Origin of the sequence: Vibrio sp. 1-Bac 57 (assembly GCF_037546855.1) — a bacterium.
Taxonomy (GTDB): Bacteria; Pseudomonadota; Gammaproteobacteria; order Enterobacterales; family Psychromonadaceae; genus Psychromonas.
In genome coordinates this window covers 1-15,302 of sequence record NZ_JALAAC010000054.1, presented here as the reverse complement: position 1 = coordinate 15,302, position 15,302 = coordinate 1, and the positions used below count along the sequence as shown (strand labels likewise).

Sequence of the window (15,302 nt, the reverse complement as noted above, 5' to 3'; positions counted from 1 at the left end):
CATTTGTGCATCATAAATACAGTGATACGGATGGAATGAAGAAATGGTTCACTTTGTGGTGCTAATGAGTAAACCCAGTAATAACAGTGGTTAGATGTGTTTTTTATGATTGGAAGGATAATGATTAACTTGTTTTTAAAGTGAAGATAAGTAGCTGAAAAGCAGTAAATGTCTTCTTTTTATCAAGCAGACAAGTCAATGAGAGCAATGCTTATAAGCGCATTAAGTGGTAATAAAATTTAAATAAAAAAGCCAATAGAAATAAACAAAATACTAACGAGAATAAAAGTGCTGAGCGTTATTATTGTATTTATAATTACTTTAAAAAAACTAAATAATTCGTTGTCATTTACTTACAAAAACAAAAAAACAGTATTAAAAAACGAAATATATTTTGCTGTAAACTACTTAAGATAAGCATTTTTATACTTAATAAATAGATCCAAATTATTAAAATAACAGTTAAAATTTGAAACTTATTTGAGGAGTTTAAAGATTCTTTAAGAATTTGGTTTATAAAGTTGAATACATTTTAATAGCGATAGTACGATTTAATGGTGTCCATAGGTCACCATTAATAGTTTACTCAAAATAATCGAAATTTTACGGTGGGTTTGTAAAAAAAGAGTGTGGGATGATTTTTAGAAAAGAAAAAGTGAAAGGTGAAAACTTAGATTCAAATAATAAAGGAAGATTTTGTTTTTATATTAATTCCTTATGTTTTATATATGAAATAAAAAACACAGAATTATAAGTAATGCTAGGTTAACAAATAGAGTGCGTATTTGCCCCGAGTCAATATCTATTCAAATAATGCATGACTGATAGGGATACTTTGATTAATCAAGCTTCTAAGCAACGTGTTGCCACCTGCTTTAGTTCAGAGCTTAATTCAACTTATTAACATTAAGGATACGATTTGTAGATTATTGAAGCTCATGGGTATGAAAAAGAATGTAACCAAGGTATAACTGATGCTAAAGCACTGATGAACAAAACAACTCCTTGAAATTAAAATAATAAAAGCATTAAAGTGTAAAAATTATAGGGAGTATATTGTATTAAGAACCTTAGAGTTTAAGTGATTTAACCTCTGAGCATCATCTCTGGCTAGAGCGTTTATCTTAAAAATTATCTATTAAGGAATCTTTTTGAAAAAATTAAATGTAGTTGCTGCAATTATCCAATATGGTGATGAAACACTTTGTGTTCAACGTGGGCCTGCCAAATTTGACTATATATCTAAAAAATATGAATTTCCTGGTGGTAAAATAGAGCTTGGAGAAACAAAAGAGTCAGCAATCATTAGAGAAATTAAAGAAGAGCTTCATTTAGATATTATCGACCCTCAATTTTTCAATACCGTTCATCATCAATATCCGGATTTCTTCATCACCATGCACTCTTTCATTTGTCCTGTTGAGAACAAGGATATAACCCTTACTGAGCATACAGATCAAAAGTGGCTGAAAATCGATCAGTTACACATGCTTGATTGGGCTGCCGCTGATATTCCAATAGTTGAAAAGTTACAAACAGAGCAGATATAAGAGTTCTAAAAATATGATATTAGATGAACTAAGTAAAAGCTTACAAACTGGTTTTGTTGATAAAGAGTCAATTTCAGACAAGTTGTATCAACCAACATTATTGGTCAATAAAAAGAGCCCTCCACAAAAAGTGCTGTCTACGATTTTAGAGGAATTACGCTATTGTGATGAATTTTATATTTCCGTTGCATTTGTTACTACCAGCGGTATTGCTACTTTAATAAATGCCTTTAAAGAACTTGAAAATAAAGGGGTGAAAGGTAAAGTTGTTGTTTCGCAATACTTAAACTTTACGCAACCTGAAGCGCTAAAAAAGCTGCTGAAATTCACTAATATCGAACTGCGTATAGCCACCAAAGAAAATTCTCATTCAAAGGGTTATTTGTTTAAAAAATCGGAATATTACAATCTCATTATAGGTAGTAGTAATTTAACTGCTTCTGCATTGGCGACAAATAAAGAATGGAACCTGAAAGTATCAGCGCTACATTCTAGTAGTATTGTTGAAAAAATCGTTGGAGAATTTGATGCAGATTTTCAAAATGGGTCTCCTGTAACTTTATCGTATATTGATGCTTATGAAGTTATCTATAACAAACAAAAATTACTTTCTAAAGCACATGAATCAGTATTTATTAAACCTGTCATATCACCAAATTCTATGCAGGAAGAGGCCTTAATCAATATTAATAACTTGAGAAACAAGGGAGCGACCAAAGCGCTACTTATTTCTGCAACAGGGACAGGTAAAACCTATTTATCAGCGTTTGATGCACAAGCTTTTAAACCAATTCGATTATTGTTTGTTGTGCATCGTCGTACTATCGCACTAAAATCATTGCAAACATTTCAGAATATTTTTGGATCAGATAAAACAATGGGAATCTACTCTGGATCCCAACAAGAATCGGATAAAGACTTCCTATTTTCCACCGTACAAACTATTTCCAAACAAAGTCACTTGGATCAATTCGACAAAAGCTATTTCGATTATATCGTTATTGATGAGTCTCATCGATCTGCAACTGAGTCGTACAAAAAACTGATCAAACACTTCGAACCTAAATTTTTACTGGGCATGACTGCTACACCAGAAAGAACCGATGGTGAAGATATCTTTAGCTTATTTGATCATAACATTGCCTATGAAATTCGCTTAAATAGAGCGATGGAAGAGGGCATGTTAAGTAACTTCCATTATTACGGTGTCGCCGATCTAATGGTTGGTGGTGTTGTACAAGAAAATACACGAGATTTTGCATTGCTTTCTTCGGATAAAAGAGTTGAACATATTATTGAACATGCTCAATTCTATGGTTCTGATAACGGTATTACTCGAGGCCTAGTATTTTGCTCAAGAAACGAAGAGTCAAAAAAGTTAGCTGAAATGTTTAAGAAAAAAGGTTTTAGTTGTTTGGCTCTATCGGGTGAAAGCTCTGAAGATGAAAGAAGTCATGCAATACATCTTTTGGAGTCTGATGATTTAACTGAAAAATTAGATTATATCTTCACCGTCGATATTTTTAATGAAGGGATTGATATTCCAAAAGTGAATCAAATCATAATGATACGTCCTACAGAATCTGCAATCATATTTGTTCAGCAACTAGGGCGAGGCTTACGTAAAGTAGAAGGAAAAGGATACCTTACCGTTATTGATTTCATTGGAAACTACAGTAACAATTACCTTATCCCAATTGCGCTTTACGGAGATAACTCATATAACAAAGATACATTACGTCGTTCAATATCGAGTGGTAGCAGGCTGATCCCTGGAAGTTCAACAATCAATTTTGATGCCATTACTAAAGAACGAATTTTTGCCTCAATTGATTCTGCGAATATGAAAACCCTTACTGATTTAAAAAAGGATTATCGCCTTTTAAAATATAAGCTTGGCCGAATACCCTTGATGATGGATTTTATTGAGCATGGTTCACGGGATCCATTTTTGTATGTAGATTATTCAAAATCATTTTTTAATTTTGTATGTAAAATTGAAAAGGACTTTACTCATTCACTTTCAGAGAAAGCCGTAAAACTGCTTGAATTTTTTACTAATGAGATCAATAACGGCAAGAGAATTGAAGAAAGTGTACTGCTCAATGAGTTACTACAGAAAGATACCTGCACCATTTCAGAATTAAAAGCGATTATATCTACTCAATACCATTATGAGGTTTCAGATAAGACCGTAGAGTCGAGTTTTACTAACCTTAATTTTAAATTTATTCGTGAAAAAAGCGCAGGAAAATTACTTACGCTTAATGAAATTTATGGGCTAAATATCTTAACGCTGAGTAATGGCCATTTTCAATTAAGCAATGAATTCAAGTCACTACTAACACATGAATGGTTCGCACTGTGTTTACAAGACTCCATTGATTACGCTATTCATCAATTTAATCGGCATTATCAAAGTGAAAACTGGCGAGATGGTTTTTCTTTGTATCAAAAATATTCCAGAAAAGACGTTTTTAGAATATTGAATGTAGAAATAAATCCTGTCGCTCAAAATGTCGGTGGCTATCTTGTTAGTGCTGATAATACACATTGTCCGATATTTGTTAACTATCATAAAGATGAAGATATTTCAGATTCAATCAAGTATGAAGATGAATTTATCAATAACAAAGAATTCTTTTGGATGTCCAAATCTAAACGTAAATTAGCAAGTAATGATGTGCAATCAATACTGGGTAATAAGGGAAACATTAGACTGCCGTTGTTTATCAAAAAAAGCAATGATGAGGGAATTGAGTTTTACTATATGGGAGACGTTGAACCAGACCAAAGTAGAGTTGAACAAACTTCTATGAGTTCAAGTAATGGTAAAGAAGTGCCAGTTGTTAGATTTGTTTTAAATTTATCAACACCAGTCTCTGATGAAATGTATCATTATCTTCGAGAAAAAGAAGTCAAAGAAGTTATTGAAATCAAAAAAACTGCTGCTTTAGATATGCAGCAACCGTCTTCTGTTATCAATATTGCAGATGATAAAGAACAAAATGTAATCCCATTTTATGACTTTTATGCGGCCGCAGGTTCATTTAGCGAAATGCAAGAAAACAAAGATTTTAAGATGCTTGAAGTACCAGACCAGTACTCAACAGAACAAAAGTATTTTGCCTGTAGAGTCATTGGTGAATCAATGAATCGTCGTATCAAGAACAATTCTATTTGTATATTTCGAGAGTCACTTGGTGGCTCTCGAAATGGTAAAATTGTGATTGTTGAAAATTATGGGAAAGATGACGAGGAATATAATTCATCATTTACTATTAAAACCTATGCCAGTGAAAAAAGAGCTTCTGATGATGGAGAGTGGGAACATTCGGTTATTTTATTAAAACCAAACTCTACAGAATCAAAGTTTGAGGACATTGTTCTTCATGAAGAAGATTGTGAAAATATGCGAATTGTTGGCGAGTTTGTGACTGTGTTAGATCAATGATTAGCGAACTTTGATTGAAGATACTATTATTAAAATCACAACATAATCAGTATATTAGAGTTTTCTAAAACAATTAGGCCCATTGAAGAATAAGAGATTATGTTTCTATTTCTTGAGTGGGCATATTAACTACCCCAACATCACAATTATCATGAAACTGTAGAATAGGGGCTTAATTTTAGTTTTGACCAGTCGCTTAATGCATTGATAGTTTGGTCGGGAGAAGGGGCTGTATAGACTAATGCTATAATCGAAAGTACCTTTAATAACGTTAAACTTTTGTTTTTAAAATCAGCCAGTTTCAGTGCCGATCCAAAAGAACGTTTAATAGTGACATTACTTAAATCTACGCTATACAGTTCGTCTAATGTTAGATGAATGAATCCTCCTAGGAATACAAAGCCGCCAGCCAACCAAGCAATGAATACTGATTGTTCTGATGTTTGTGGCGCTAACCGCCATATAATTTGCGTTGTAAACAGTGCAATTAAAAGAACAAATGACAGTGAATGGCAACTTCCTCTATGCACGGTTATTTTTTCAAAAATAGGTCTGACTAAGTAGCGCATCACTGCGTACACCACTAATGGTATTGCAATAAGTTCGATTAAACTTAATTGTTCAAACTCAACAAAGCTGATCATGTCACTGCTCACGTACCTGAGTACGATTAAGACGGCACTGAATGCAAACAAGTTAAAAATAATATCTAACGATGTTGAGTTGTCAGAATCAATGTCTGGTAATAGCCCACCTATTGTGCCTAAAAACCAAAGGCCAAGTGCTGTATTAAGGTTGATATGATCAGCGGATAAAAGCGCTGCTGCACCGAGACCGGTACTAATTGCTGCAACATTAAAATGCGTATTGAAATTAGCCATTATTTTCTTCTCTAGAATAGTTTGAGGGCATTCTAGCAACTCACATTACATTTAAGAATGGAAAATCGTCTTAAATGTCTGAATATTAATAGGTTGCAATTTATTAACAGCTATAAAGAAGATACTTTGATCAATCGTTTTAGCTTTAGTTACAGCTATAGTTGTAATCGAAATCGAGATGATAACTCAAATAGGCTAATTGATTAGGTGGCTGTGTGGGATAAAGTTGAGTAGCTAGTTCAGTCGTGAGTAGTTAGGAAGGGAGTAAATGGATAGGCGAATAAATAGCTTTGTGAATGAACCAACATGTTCTTAGCTGAGACCATGTTGGATTTTTAATAAGTACTTTAACTACTTAGTTACTTAATTACATAGTTACATAGTTACTTAGTTAAAGTACTTATTTACTTATTTATAGAGCGAACTAGTGGATTGTTACAAGATGTATAGCGGGTTTTATATACAAACCAAGTACTTCATATTGCAAATACCAAACAATCACCGAAGCAAAATATCCAACGAGGATAGTCCAAGAATATTTCATGTGCGCACCAAAGGTATAAACGCCTTTTAATTTGCCCATCACACCAACACCTGCTGCAGAGCCAAATGAGATCATACTGCCGCCGACACCTGCCGTTAATGTTACTAGCATCCATTGTGCTAACGGAATATCCGGTGATGATTTTAATACCGCTGACATTACAGGTACGTTATCAACAATGGCAGATAAGAAACCGACACCAACATTGACGTACATAGGATCAAACATAGTATAAAGTTTTGCTGCATGATTTAAGAAACCTGCAAAGTGAAGTGCGCCAACGGCGGCCAGAATACCAAAGAAAAAAAGTAGCGTGTCATTTTCAACTTTTGAAACAGACTTATAAATTTGAATGTCATTGTTATGGTATTTTTTTAGTGTGTATGCATAAAGCTGTAATAATGAAAGGCCAAATAACATGCCCCACATTGGAGGTAAATGCATCAATTGCTTTCCTAATACTGCTGACGCAATAGTGAAAATACCAAGGCCAACAATCACTTTACCACCCTTGTGAATTTTAACGGGTTCTGCACCTTCAACTTTGGCTGGACGACCTTTAGGCACAAAGCGAGAAAGTAAGAAAGCGGTAACAGCCCAACCAGTAATAGATGCAGGAAAGAGGAATAAGAAGTCAATGAATGAACCTTTACCTGCTGACCATGCCATTAAGGTTGTAATATCACCAAATGGTGACCATGCACCGCCTGCATTCGCGGCAACAACGATATTGATAGCCGCTGGCACAAGAAAGGCTTTGTTATTTTTTTCTATGGTAATCAACACGGTGGAGAGAATAAGGGCGGTTGTTAAGTTATCGGCTACTGGTGAGATAAAGAAGGCTAAAAAGCCGGTTACCCAGAACAGTTTCTGATAGCTAAAACCAGATTTAAGCAGTTTTTCTTTTAATGCATCAAATACATTTCTTTCAATCAGCGCTTCGATGAAGGTCATCGCTACAAATAAGAAGAAGAAAATCTCTGCAATTTCTAATATTAAGTGTGCAATTTCAGTATCAAATGCTCTGAAATCGAGTCCGTTAACTGCGTAGTATCCACCGAGTAACATAAACATGAATGTACCAGTAAAAAGAGCAGGTTTTGCTTTGTTGATATGATACTTTTCTTCGGCTGCAATAAAGTAATATCCTACGACGAAGATGGTTAATAATAGCCAACCAAATGGTCTAACCGCTAAATCAACGGCATGAACTACACCTTCTACGCCTTCTATTTTCGTTGTCATTTTATCTCCTTTAAATAGTGCAAGCACTCATCAATTTTTATTATTATCTGGACAAATTTTAAGAAAGGTTTTTTTACGTTATTAATCTGAAGCTTAAAAGTTTAATCGCTTTTTTGTTTAAAACCTTATCTTCGGTCAATTTATTGTTCATTTGTATGATGATTTAGAAAATAACTATTTCATATAAGTGCTTATCCTTGTTGATATTGACAGAATTAGGGCTTGATGTTTTTTGATTCATCATTGAGATGGGCTTTTTTATTGTTAAAAAATAGTTTGTAAAATGTGATCTACGTTATATATTGTGATAACTCGGACTGTCACTTAAGGCCCTTCATGGACTCGATTCTTATCATCATCGCTATCTCTTTAGCCATCGCTAGCATTATTAATATTGTGCTAACTAAATTCGCTATTTCACACATAGTGGGTTACATCATCACTGGCACAATCATCAGTAATATTTTTGATTTTAATGGTCATGCTGATCTTTCATCACTAGAGTTGATTGGTGAATTTGGTATCGTCTTTTTGATGTTTACCATTGGTTTAGAGATGTCTTTTTCTAAACTAAAGAAGTTGAGAAAAATTATTTTTTTGAATGGTTTTGTGCAAGTGGTCGCCAGCTCTGCGATCACCTTTTTAATCGCTTTTTACTTAGTTAAACTTGATACCACTTCAGCAATTATTATTGCTTTAGCCTTTAGTTTGTCATCCACTGCCATTGTGGTGACATACCTTAAAAAATCCAAAGACATTGTCACACCTTATGGTGAAAAGTCGGTGGCGATTTTAATCTTTCAGGACTTAGCGGTTATCCCTATATTGTTGTTGATTGGGTTCCTAGCAAAAGAAGGGTTGTCAGTTGGCGATGTCTTGTTAAAAACAGCTGTTTATGCCTGTTTAGTGATCGCATTTATGTTTACTTTAGGCAAAAAAATCATTGAATGGCTATTACACTTTTCAAGCCGTGCTCGCATGGAAGAGATGTTCCTCGGTTCTGTGTTAACCATTGTATTAGGTGCTTCGTTACTTGCTCATGAAATGGGATTCACTTACTCTTTAGGTGCTTTTATTGCAGGTATGATCATTGCAGAAAGTCACTTTCATGTGAAAGTGGAGTCTGATATTGCTTCCTATAAAGATCTTCTACTAGGCGCATTTTTCTTTTCGATTGGCACCAAAATAGATGTGATGTATTTTTTAACTCATTTACATTTAGTAGCAGGTGTTCTTGTATCCGCGATGTTGGTTAAAGCCACCGTTGTGTATTTTTTGATAAGACAAGAATCGAACAAAAGTGACTCGATAAAGTCGGCATTAGCGCTTTGTCAGGTCGGAGAATTCTCTTTTGCTATTTTTGCATTAGCCACTAGCCAAAACCTATTATCACAAGAGTTAGGCGGTTTTCTTATTTTGGTTACTGTATTGTCGATGATTATCACGCCATTTATGGTCAATAACATCTACAAGCTGTCAGCTTTGTTTGTCACTGAGTTTTTTGAGGCGGATAAAATTACGCCGGTTACTATTGAGCAACATACGATTATTTGTGGTTTTGATACCTTAGGGCGAATTGTGGCTAAAGAGTTACACGCTAAAAACCAAAGTTTCTTGATCATTTCCGATAACTTACAGCATGTTTTAGTGGCTAGAAAAAGAGGTTATCAAGCGTATTTTGGTCATTTAGACAAGCAACCCGTATTGGAATCGCTCAAAGTCGAGCTGTCTTCTAGTGTTATCTTGACGGTAAACTCAATTAGAAATATCAAAATTATTTGCGAATCCGTATTGGAATATCATCCGCAAGCAAATCTGATTGTGAAGATTAACTCATTAGATGATAAAGAAGAGTTATCGGATCTTGCTATTAGCTCATTTGTGCATGCACAACATGAAACGGCAATGCTGTTAGTAAAACAAAGTCAACAGGTTAAAGAACTCCGTTCGTCAATGACTGTAACTGCACAATAAGGCTAGTTGACCATTCTTATAACATTGTTAAATGACTTTATAATGGATTGTCAGAAGTTTTAACTACTGGGTGTGGTCTTGCTAGAAGGTCTAGTTAAAAAATCTAGTTACAAGCAAGTTTGCTGCAATTCCATTTGCCGTAAACTTGTTTTTGTTCTGCTCAGTGACTGAGAAAGGTTATTTACTGGGGGCTGTAAGACCCTGTAAATAATTCTGTATAACTCTTATTGCTGCACTAACAAATTCTTTGCAAGATAATTTGCGACCGCTTCATCATCACTTCGACCAATTACTTCTAGGTTTGGTAACGCTTCTTTAACTTTATGGTGTGCAGTTTCCATAATTAAACCTTTGCCTGCCATCGATAGCATTTCAAAATCATTCATTCCATCACCAAAGGCAATACAGTCCTTTAATTCATAACCTTTCATTTTAGCTATCGCTTGCAATGCATGCCCTTTAGAAACACCTTTATCCATAATTTCCAGACAATTTGGAGAAGAGAAGGTGATATGCACTTTATCCGCAAACTTAGCATTTAGTTGAGTTTCTAATAAGGCTAGTTTGTCGTGGTCTTTTTGTTCGTGCTTGATGAAGATCTTTGCAACTCCTTCTACAGGTGGGTTGTTGATATCAAATACTTTATAAGAAAAATGCGCTTCGTTACTAGTATCGTAAAAATCTTCTCTGCTCACTAACCAATCATCATTTTGATATAAGTTAGCTTGCAGTGCTTTATCTGCCGCTAATATTTTCATGATGCTTTGTATTGTATCTGCTGCAATGTTTTGTTGAAAAATGAGGGTATTATCACTGTCATGAACACGCGCGCCGTTAGAGGTGATCATAAAAGCCGGAATACCCACTTGCTTACGCATGGCTGCAACATCTACATGATGGCGGCCGGTAGCAAATATAAAGGATTTTCCCTGTTGATGTAATTGCGTGAGGATCTGTTTGGTATAAGTGGTAATTTGGTGTTCCGATGTCAATAAAGTGCCATCGAGATCTGATGCAACAATTTGATACATATACATTCTCTATTTGATTGGTAAGTGATTAATATACTCAACCTTATTACCGCAAAATGCAACTTACAAATGTCATCTGCTCTTCTACCTCTTTGATCCTGAAATTCTTTATTTCTGCCTTGTAAAGGTGATTTTGAAAGTAATTATTAAGGTAATCGTTATGGTGATTTTTATCATAACTGATAGCTTATTTCGTAAATAAAATTGATTGTGATACTTCAATAAAATGACCGTACTAGGGTTTAGAGGCTTCTATTTTCCCACCTGTTTAATTACATGGTTTAACTACTTAATTTAACTACTTAATTTAACTACTTAATTTAATTACTTAGTTTAATTGCTTGGATTTATTGATGTCAGTGGGGTTATTACAAACAAGCCAATACACTGAAGCTTAACAACGGCTGATAGTGATGTTTATTTTTGCGGACTGTATTTGATGATTATTTTAGAACTTATAGTTTCTTTCGTAGTCGATAGTTATGAAAGTCATTTTTTTATCAACTTAACCCTTGTGAATTTGTTGATTATGTATCCACTTAATAGGTAGTTTTTCAATCAATGGAAGTTGTCTTAACTTTTACTGTATTAGCATTTATTTATTACCTTTAAACATAAATTCGGATAAGAAATTTGAAAGATAAATCAAATAAAATCATAGGCTTTCATGTTGCATTTTAAAATTTAATAAGATTTCACCTACTTAGCTGGTTGTCTTTTCAGCCATCGCTAATTAGTGGCCCTTCGACTTAACTAGAGTACCTGTTAAACCAGAACAGACAGGGCTTTTACCCATAACTTAAGAGTTTAAATATATGTCATTATTATATAAGTCTTTACGTTTTAATTTTTGGAAAAACCTAAGTGTAATAAGTGTTTTGTTACCCAGTTTATCGTTTTCAATGGTTTCCTTAGCTGCGCAAACAGAACCATCAAAAGAGATGGATTCAGCTAAACCACTTTATACGCTTAACGGTAAATTTGACCGTAATACTGTTGCAGGGATAGCGCGTAAATTAGCTAAAGTACCTTACCAAGAACCTGACCTTACTCTACCTGCCAGTTTGCAAGAGTTGAATTACGACGAATATAGAGATATTCGCTTCAATCCTGCCTCTTCTATTTGGTCTAATAGTGAGTTGCCATTTCAAATGCAACTTTTTCATCGAGGGTTTTACTTTAAAGAAACCGTTGAAATAGCGATTGTAGATGACGGTAAATCGACTCATTTACGTTATGACCCTAGTATGTTTACGACGGGGGAAGTGATGCAAAAGCCATTACCAACGGGGGATATTGGGTTTGCCGGATTGCGTCTTCATAATCCGTTGAATAATGCTGACTACTTTGATGAATTGGCAGTTTTTCAGGGAGGCAGTTATTTTAGATCTTTAGGTAAGAGCCAAGCCTATGGATTATCATCTCGTGGTTTGGCGTTAAAAACTGCGGACCCTGAAGGTGAGGAGTTTCCTAGTTTTCGTGCCTTTTGGATTGAAAAACCTTCAATTGAGAGTACGTCAATTGTTGTCTATGCGCTGTTAGATAGTCCGAGTACAACGGGAGCTTATCGATTTACCATTCGCCCCGGTGACAACACCGTGATGGACATTGAAGCAACACTTTTCCCACGAGTTGATTTAGACAAAGTAGGTTTAGCCGCTGAAACAAGCATGTTTATGTTTTCTTCTTATGGTCGAGAAAACGTTGATGATTTTCGTCCACGTGTTCATGATTCCGATGGATTATTAATTCTTAATGGCCGTGGTGAACGTCTATGGCGTCCGTTACGAAACCCTACCAACCTACAAATTAGTGCTTTTGCAGATAATGCGCCCTTAGGTTTTGGTTTAGTTCAGCGTGATCGTGATTTTAATAATTTTCAAGATTTAGAAGCACATTACGAGCGTCGTCCAAGTTTATGGGTAGAACCTGTGGGTAATTGGGCGAAGGGAGCGGTTGTGTTGGTAGAAATTCCAACTGAGTCCGAAATCAATGACAATATTGTGGCTTATTGGTCTCCTAGTGAAGTTATTCCCGCTGGTTCTGAGTATCAATTTTCGTATCGATTATTCTGGGGTAAAAAGCCCACCGTTGAACAAGGCGAAGCGATCGTCGAATCTACAAAAAGTGGCCGTGCAGGCATTAATGGACCCACACCAAAACGCTTGTTTGTTATTGATTATACGTTCCCTAATCCCGCTAATAATGACAATCAACAAACGCCTAAAGCAGCTATAAAAAATTCTGCTGGTGAGGTTCATAATATCGTCGTAACTGACAATCCACATAATAATGGCTACCGCGTTACTTTTGAATTAGATCCCTTGGATGTTGAGTTGATTGAGCTGCGCTTAGACTTACAGTTTTCCGATGGTCGTAAAGCCGAAACGTGGATGTATCAATGGACAAATTAAGCTCTTCAAAAGTCGCCGAACCTCAACCTAGTGCATTTGATATTAAGCAGGGTATGCCCGATGAAAATATCGGTGATATGGCTGCTCAATCTTTAGGATCTTTTAATGTTAAACATAAACACTCGTCAATTAATGAAAATGGTTGCCGTTCCCATGCATGGCGACGCTGGTTAGTATTAGGTTCTGCTTTATTGTTATCTGTATGGGGCATTAATGAAATGCGCTCGGTACTGACAATTGAACAGGCGACCTTTGTTCAGTATTTATTCCTGTTATTATTTGGTTTAACGTTTAGTTGGATCACCGTTGCGTTTAGTGGTTCGATAGTGGGGTTCTTTTTAGTGCTTGCTCACAGGCGATCGGTTCCTGAGCGTTTAAGTACTAAGTTGATGAGTCGAACTGCCGTGTTAATGCCTACTTATAACGAAGCACCTGAGCAAATATTTGCTTCTATTGAAGTCATGGAATCTGCTATCGGTAACCTTGGAGAGGGCAACGCCTTTGATTGGTTTGTTATTAGTGATAGCACTGACCCCGATATTATTTTAGCTGAAGAAGCGGGATTTCATTTACTGCGTCAGCGTATTGGTAAAACGGTTAATGTTTATTATCGCCGCCGCCCTAAAAATAGCGCAAGAAAAGCGGGGAATGTCGGTGATTTTTGTCGTCGCTGGGGCAGTAATTATGCGCATTTATTAGTTTTAGATGCCGATAGCTTAATGGAAGCCGATACCATAGTAGAGTTGGCGCGTCGTATGGAAGCAGATCCTGATACCGGTTTAATTCAAACTATTCCTCAGTTAATTAATGGCACCACGTTGATGGCGAGATTACAGCAGTTTGCAACCTGTGTGTATGGTCCTGTGGTCGGTACTGGCCTTGCTTGGTGGACGGATAAAGAAGGTAATTTTTGGGGGCATAATGCAATTATTCGTCGCGAAGCGTTTATGTCTGCTGCGGGGTTGCCAGACCTTAAAGGACCTCCTCCTTTTGGTGGACATATTCTTAGCCATGATTTTGTGGAAGCGGCGTTAATTCGACGTGCTGGTTGGAGTGTGATTATTGCGTCGGATCTCGGTGGTTCCTATGAAGAGTGTCCTCCATCTATGACTGATCTTGCTATTCGAGACCGTCGATGGTGCCAAGGTAATCTTCAGCATAGTCGTGTTATTACCGCAAAAGGTCTGCATTGGGTGAGTCGCATGCACCTGTTGACGGGAGTGATGTCTTATTTAGCTTCACCATTATGGCTGTTGCTGATCATGGTGGGGTTAGGGCTTTCTTTACAAGCTGAATATATTCGACCCGAATATTTTGCGAATGAATTTTCATTCTTTCCATCTTGGCCAACAATGGATGCTGCGCGTGCATTGAGTTTATTTATTTTTACCATGGTTATTTTATTTACGCCTAAAACGCTGGGCTTTATTTCATACCTTGTCGATGCAAAATCAAGGAAGCGTGCTGGTGGTTTTATTGTATTAACGTTTAGTTTTATCCTTGAAGTGATCATGTCAGCATTGATCGCTCCTATTATGATGTTGATTCATAGTGGTGCGGTTATGTCGATTTTAATTGGACAAGATTCAGGCTGGAACCCGCAACGTCGTGGCGATGGTAGCTTGCCGATTAAATACTTAATATACCGACATCGTTGGCATATGACGTTTGGTGTATTTTTAACCGTAGCAGCTTATTTCAATTCTTTAGCATTATTAGCGTGGTTGTCACCTGCGATTGCTGGCATGTTACTGTCAGTACCTTTATCTATGTTAACGGGATCTTGGAGGTTAGGCGCATTGCTAAAAAAACTGCACTTGCTACGTACGCCTGATGAAACTGAAAGGCCGGCTATTCGTCAATCGATGGATGATATTTCACTTATTTATGAAGAATCTATAAAGGTTTGCCCTGATTTAGTGGAATTAGTCAGTGATCCACATTGGCACGCACTCCATTTAGCGTTTATTGATCCTGTTCCGCCACGTCCTCTTGGACAAGTTAGTTCTATTGAAGCCACGGCAACCATGAAGATAAATGAAGCGACAACAATTAGTGAAGCGGTTAGTTATTTAACTAAACAAGAACAAGCACTTGTACTAGCAACTCCGGAGCTATTCAAGGCGTTATCGCGTTTACCTGCTGAGTGATAGGGGGATAGGTAAAGCAGCGCTAAGCAATCTAATTATTGCTGAGCACTGCTTTATTT

General features: G+C 36.2%; 8 protein-coding genes. 5 read left to right on the top strand and 3 right to left on the bottom strand.

Features of this window, described 5'->3' with window-relative positions:
- Window positions 1-1,151 precede the first annotated feature (1,151 nt).
- Window positions 1,152-1,550, top strand: a complete 399-nt coding sequence (locus MT391_RS19660) for a (deoxy)nucleoside triphosphate pyrophosphohydrolase (protein ID WP_205963129.1) — start codon at window positions 1,152-1,154, stop codon at window positions 1,548-1,550.
- A gap of 13 nt (window positions 1,551-1,563) precedes the next feature.
- On the top strand, window positions 1,564-5,004 hold the full coding sequence (locus MT391_RS19655) for a DUF3427 domain-containing protein (protein ID WP_499499719.1): 3,441 nt from the start codon (window positions 1,564-1,566) through the stop codon (window positions 5,002-5,004).
- A 149-nt stretch (window positions 5,005-5,153) separates the two neighbouring features.
- Here the strand turns inward: MT391_RS19655 and MT391_RS19650 are convergent, their stop codons facing one another.
- Together MT391_RS19650 and nhaD are read right to left on the bottom strand one after the other, a co-directional pair.
- A complete protein-coding gene (locus tag MT391_RS19650; RefSeq protein ID WP_499499717.1) occupies window positions 5,154-5,885 on the bottom strand; it encodes a metal-dependent hydrolase in 732 nt (243 codons plus the stop codon).
- Between the two features lie 424 nt (window positions 5,886-6,309).
- Window positions 6,310-7,674: a sodium:proton antiporter NhaD gene (gene nhaD / locus MT391_RS19645; protein ID WP_499499715.1), complete on the bottom strand. Its 1,365-nt coding sequence runs from the start codon at window positions 7,672-7,674 to the stop codon at window positions 6,310-6,312.
- Between the two features lie 336 nt (window positions 7,675-8,010).
- Here nhaD and MT391_RS19640 point away from each other — a divergent pair, with 336 nt between their 5' ends.
- A complete protein-coding gene (locus MT391_RS19640; protein WP_499499714.1) occupies window positions 8,011-9,648 on the top strand; it encodes a cation:proton antiporter domain-containing protein in 1,638 nt (545 codons plus the stop codon).
- Between the two features lie 224 nt (window positions 9,649-9,872).
- Here MT391_RS19640 and MT391_RS19635 read toward each other — a convergent pair whose 3' ends face one another.
- Window positions 9,873-10,679 carry a Cof-type HAD-IIB family hydrolase gene (locus MT391_RS19635; protein ID WP_499499712.1) on the bottom strand — a complete coding sequence of 269 codons (807 nt, stop codon included), beginning with the start codon at window positions 10,677-10,679 and terminating at the stop codon, window positions 9,873-9,875.
- Between the two features lie 902 nt (window positions 10,680-11,581).
- On the opposite strand from MT391_RS19635, the gene MT391_RS19630 reads away from it, so the two are divergent.
- Window positions 11,582-13,093: an OpgD/OpgG family glucan biosynthesis protein gene (locus tag MT391_RS19630; protein ID WP_499499723.1), complete on the top strand. Its 1,512-nt coding sequence runs from the start codon at window positions 11,582-11,584 to the stop codon at window positions 13,091-13,093.
- Window positions 13,081-15,243, top strand: coding sequence for a glucans biosynthesis glucosyltransferase MdoH (mdoH, locus tag MT391_RS19625; protein WP_499499711.1), 2,163 nt, complete (start codon window positions 13,081-13,083; stop codon window positions 15,241-15,243). The genes MT391_RS19630 and mdoH overlap by 13 nt, the downstream gene beginning before the upstream one ends.
- The last annotated feature ends 59 nt before the right edge of the window (window positions 15,244-15,302 follow it).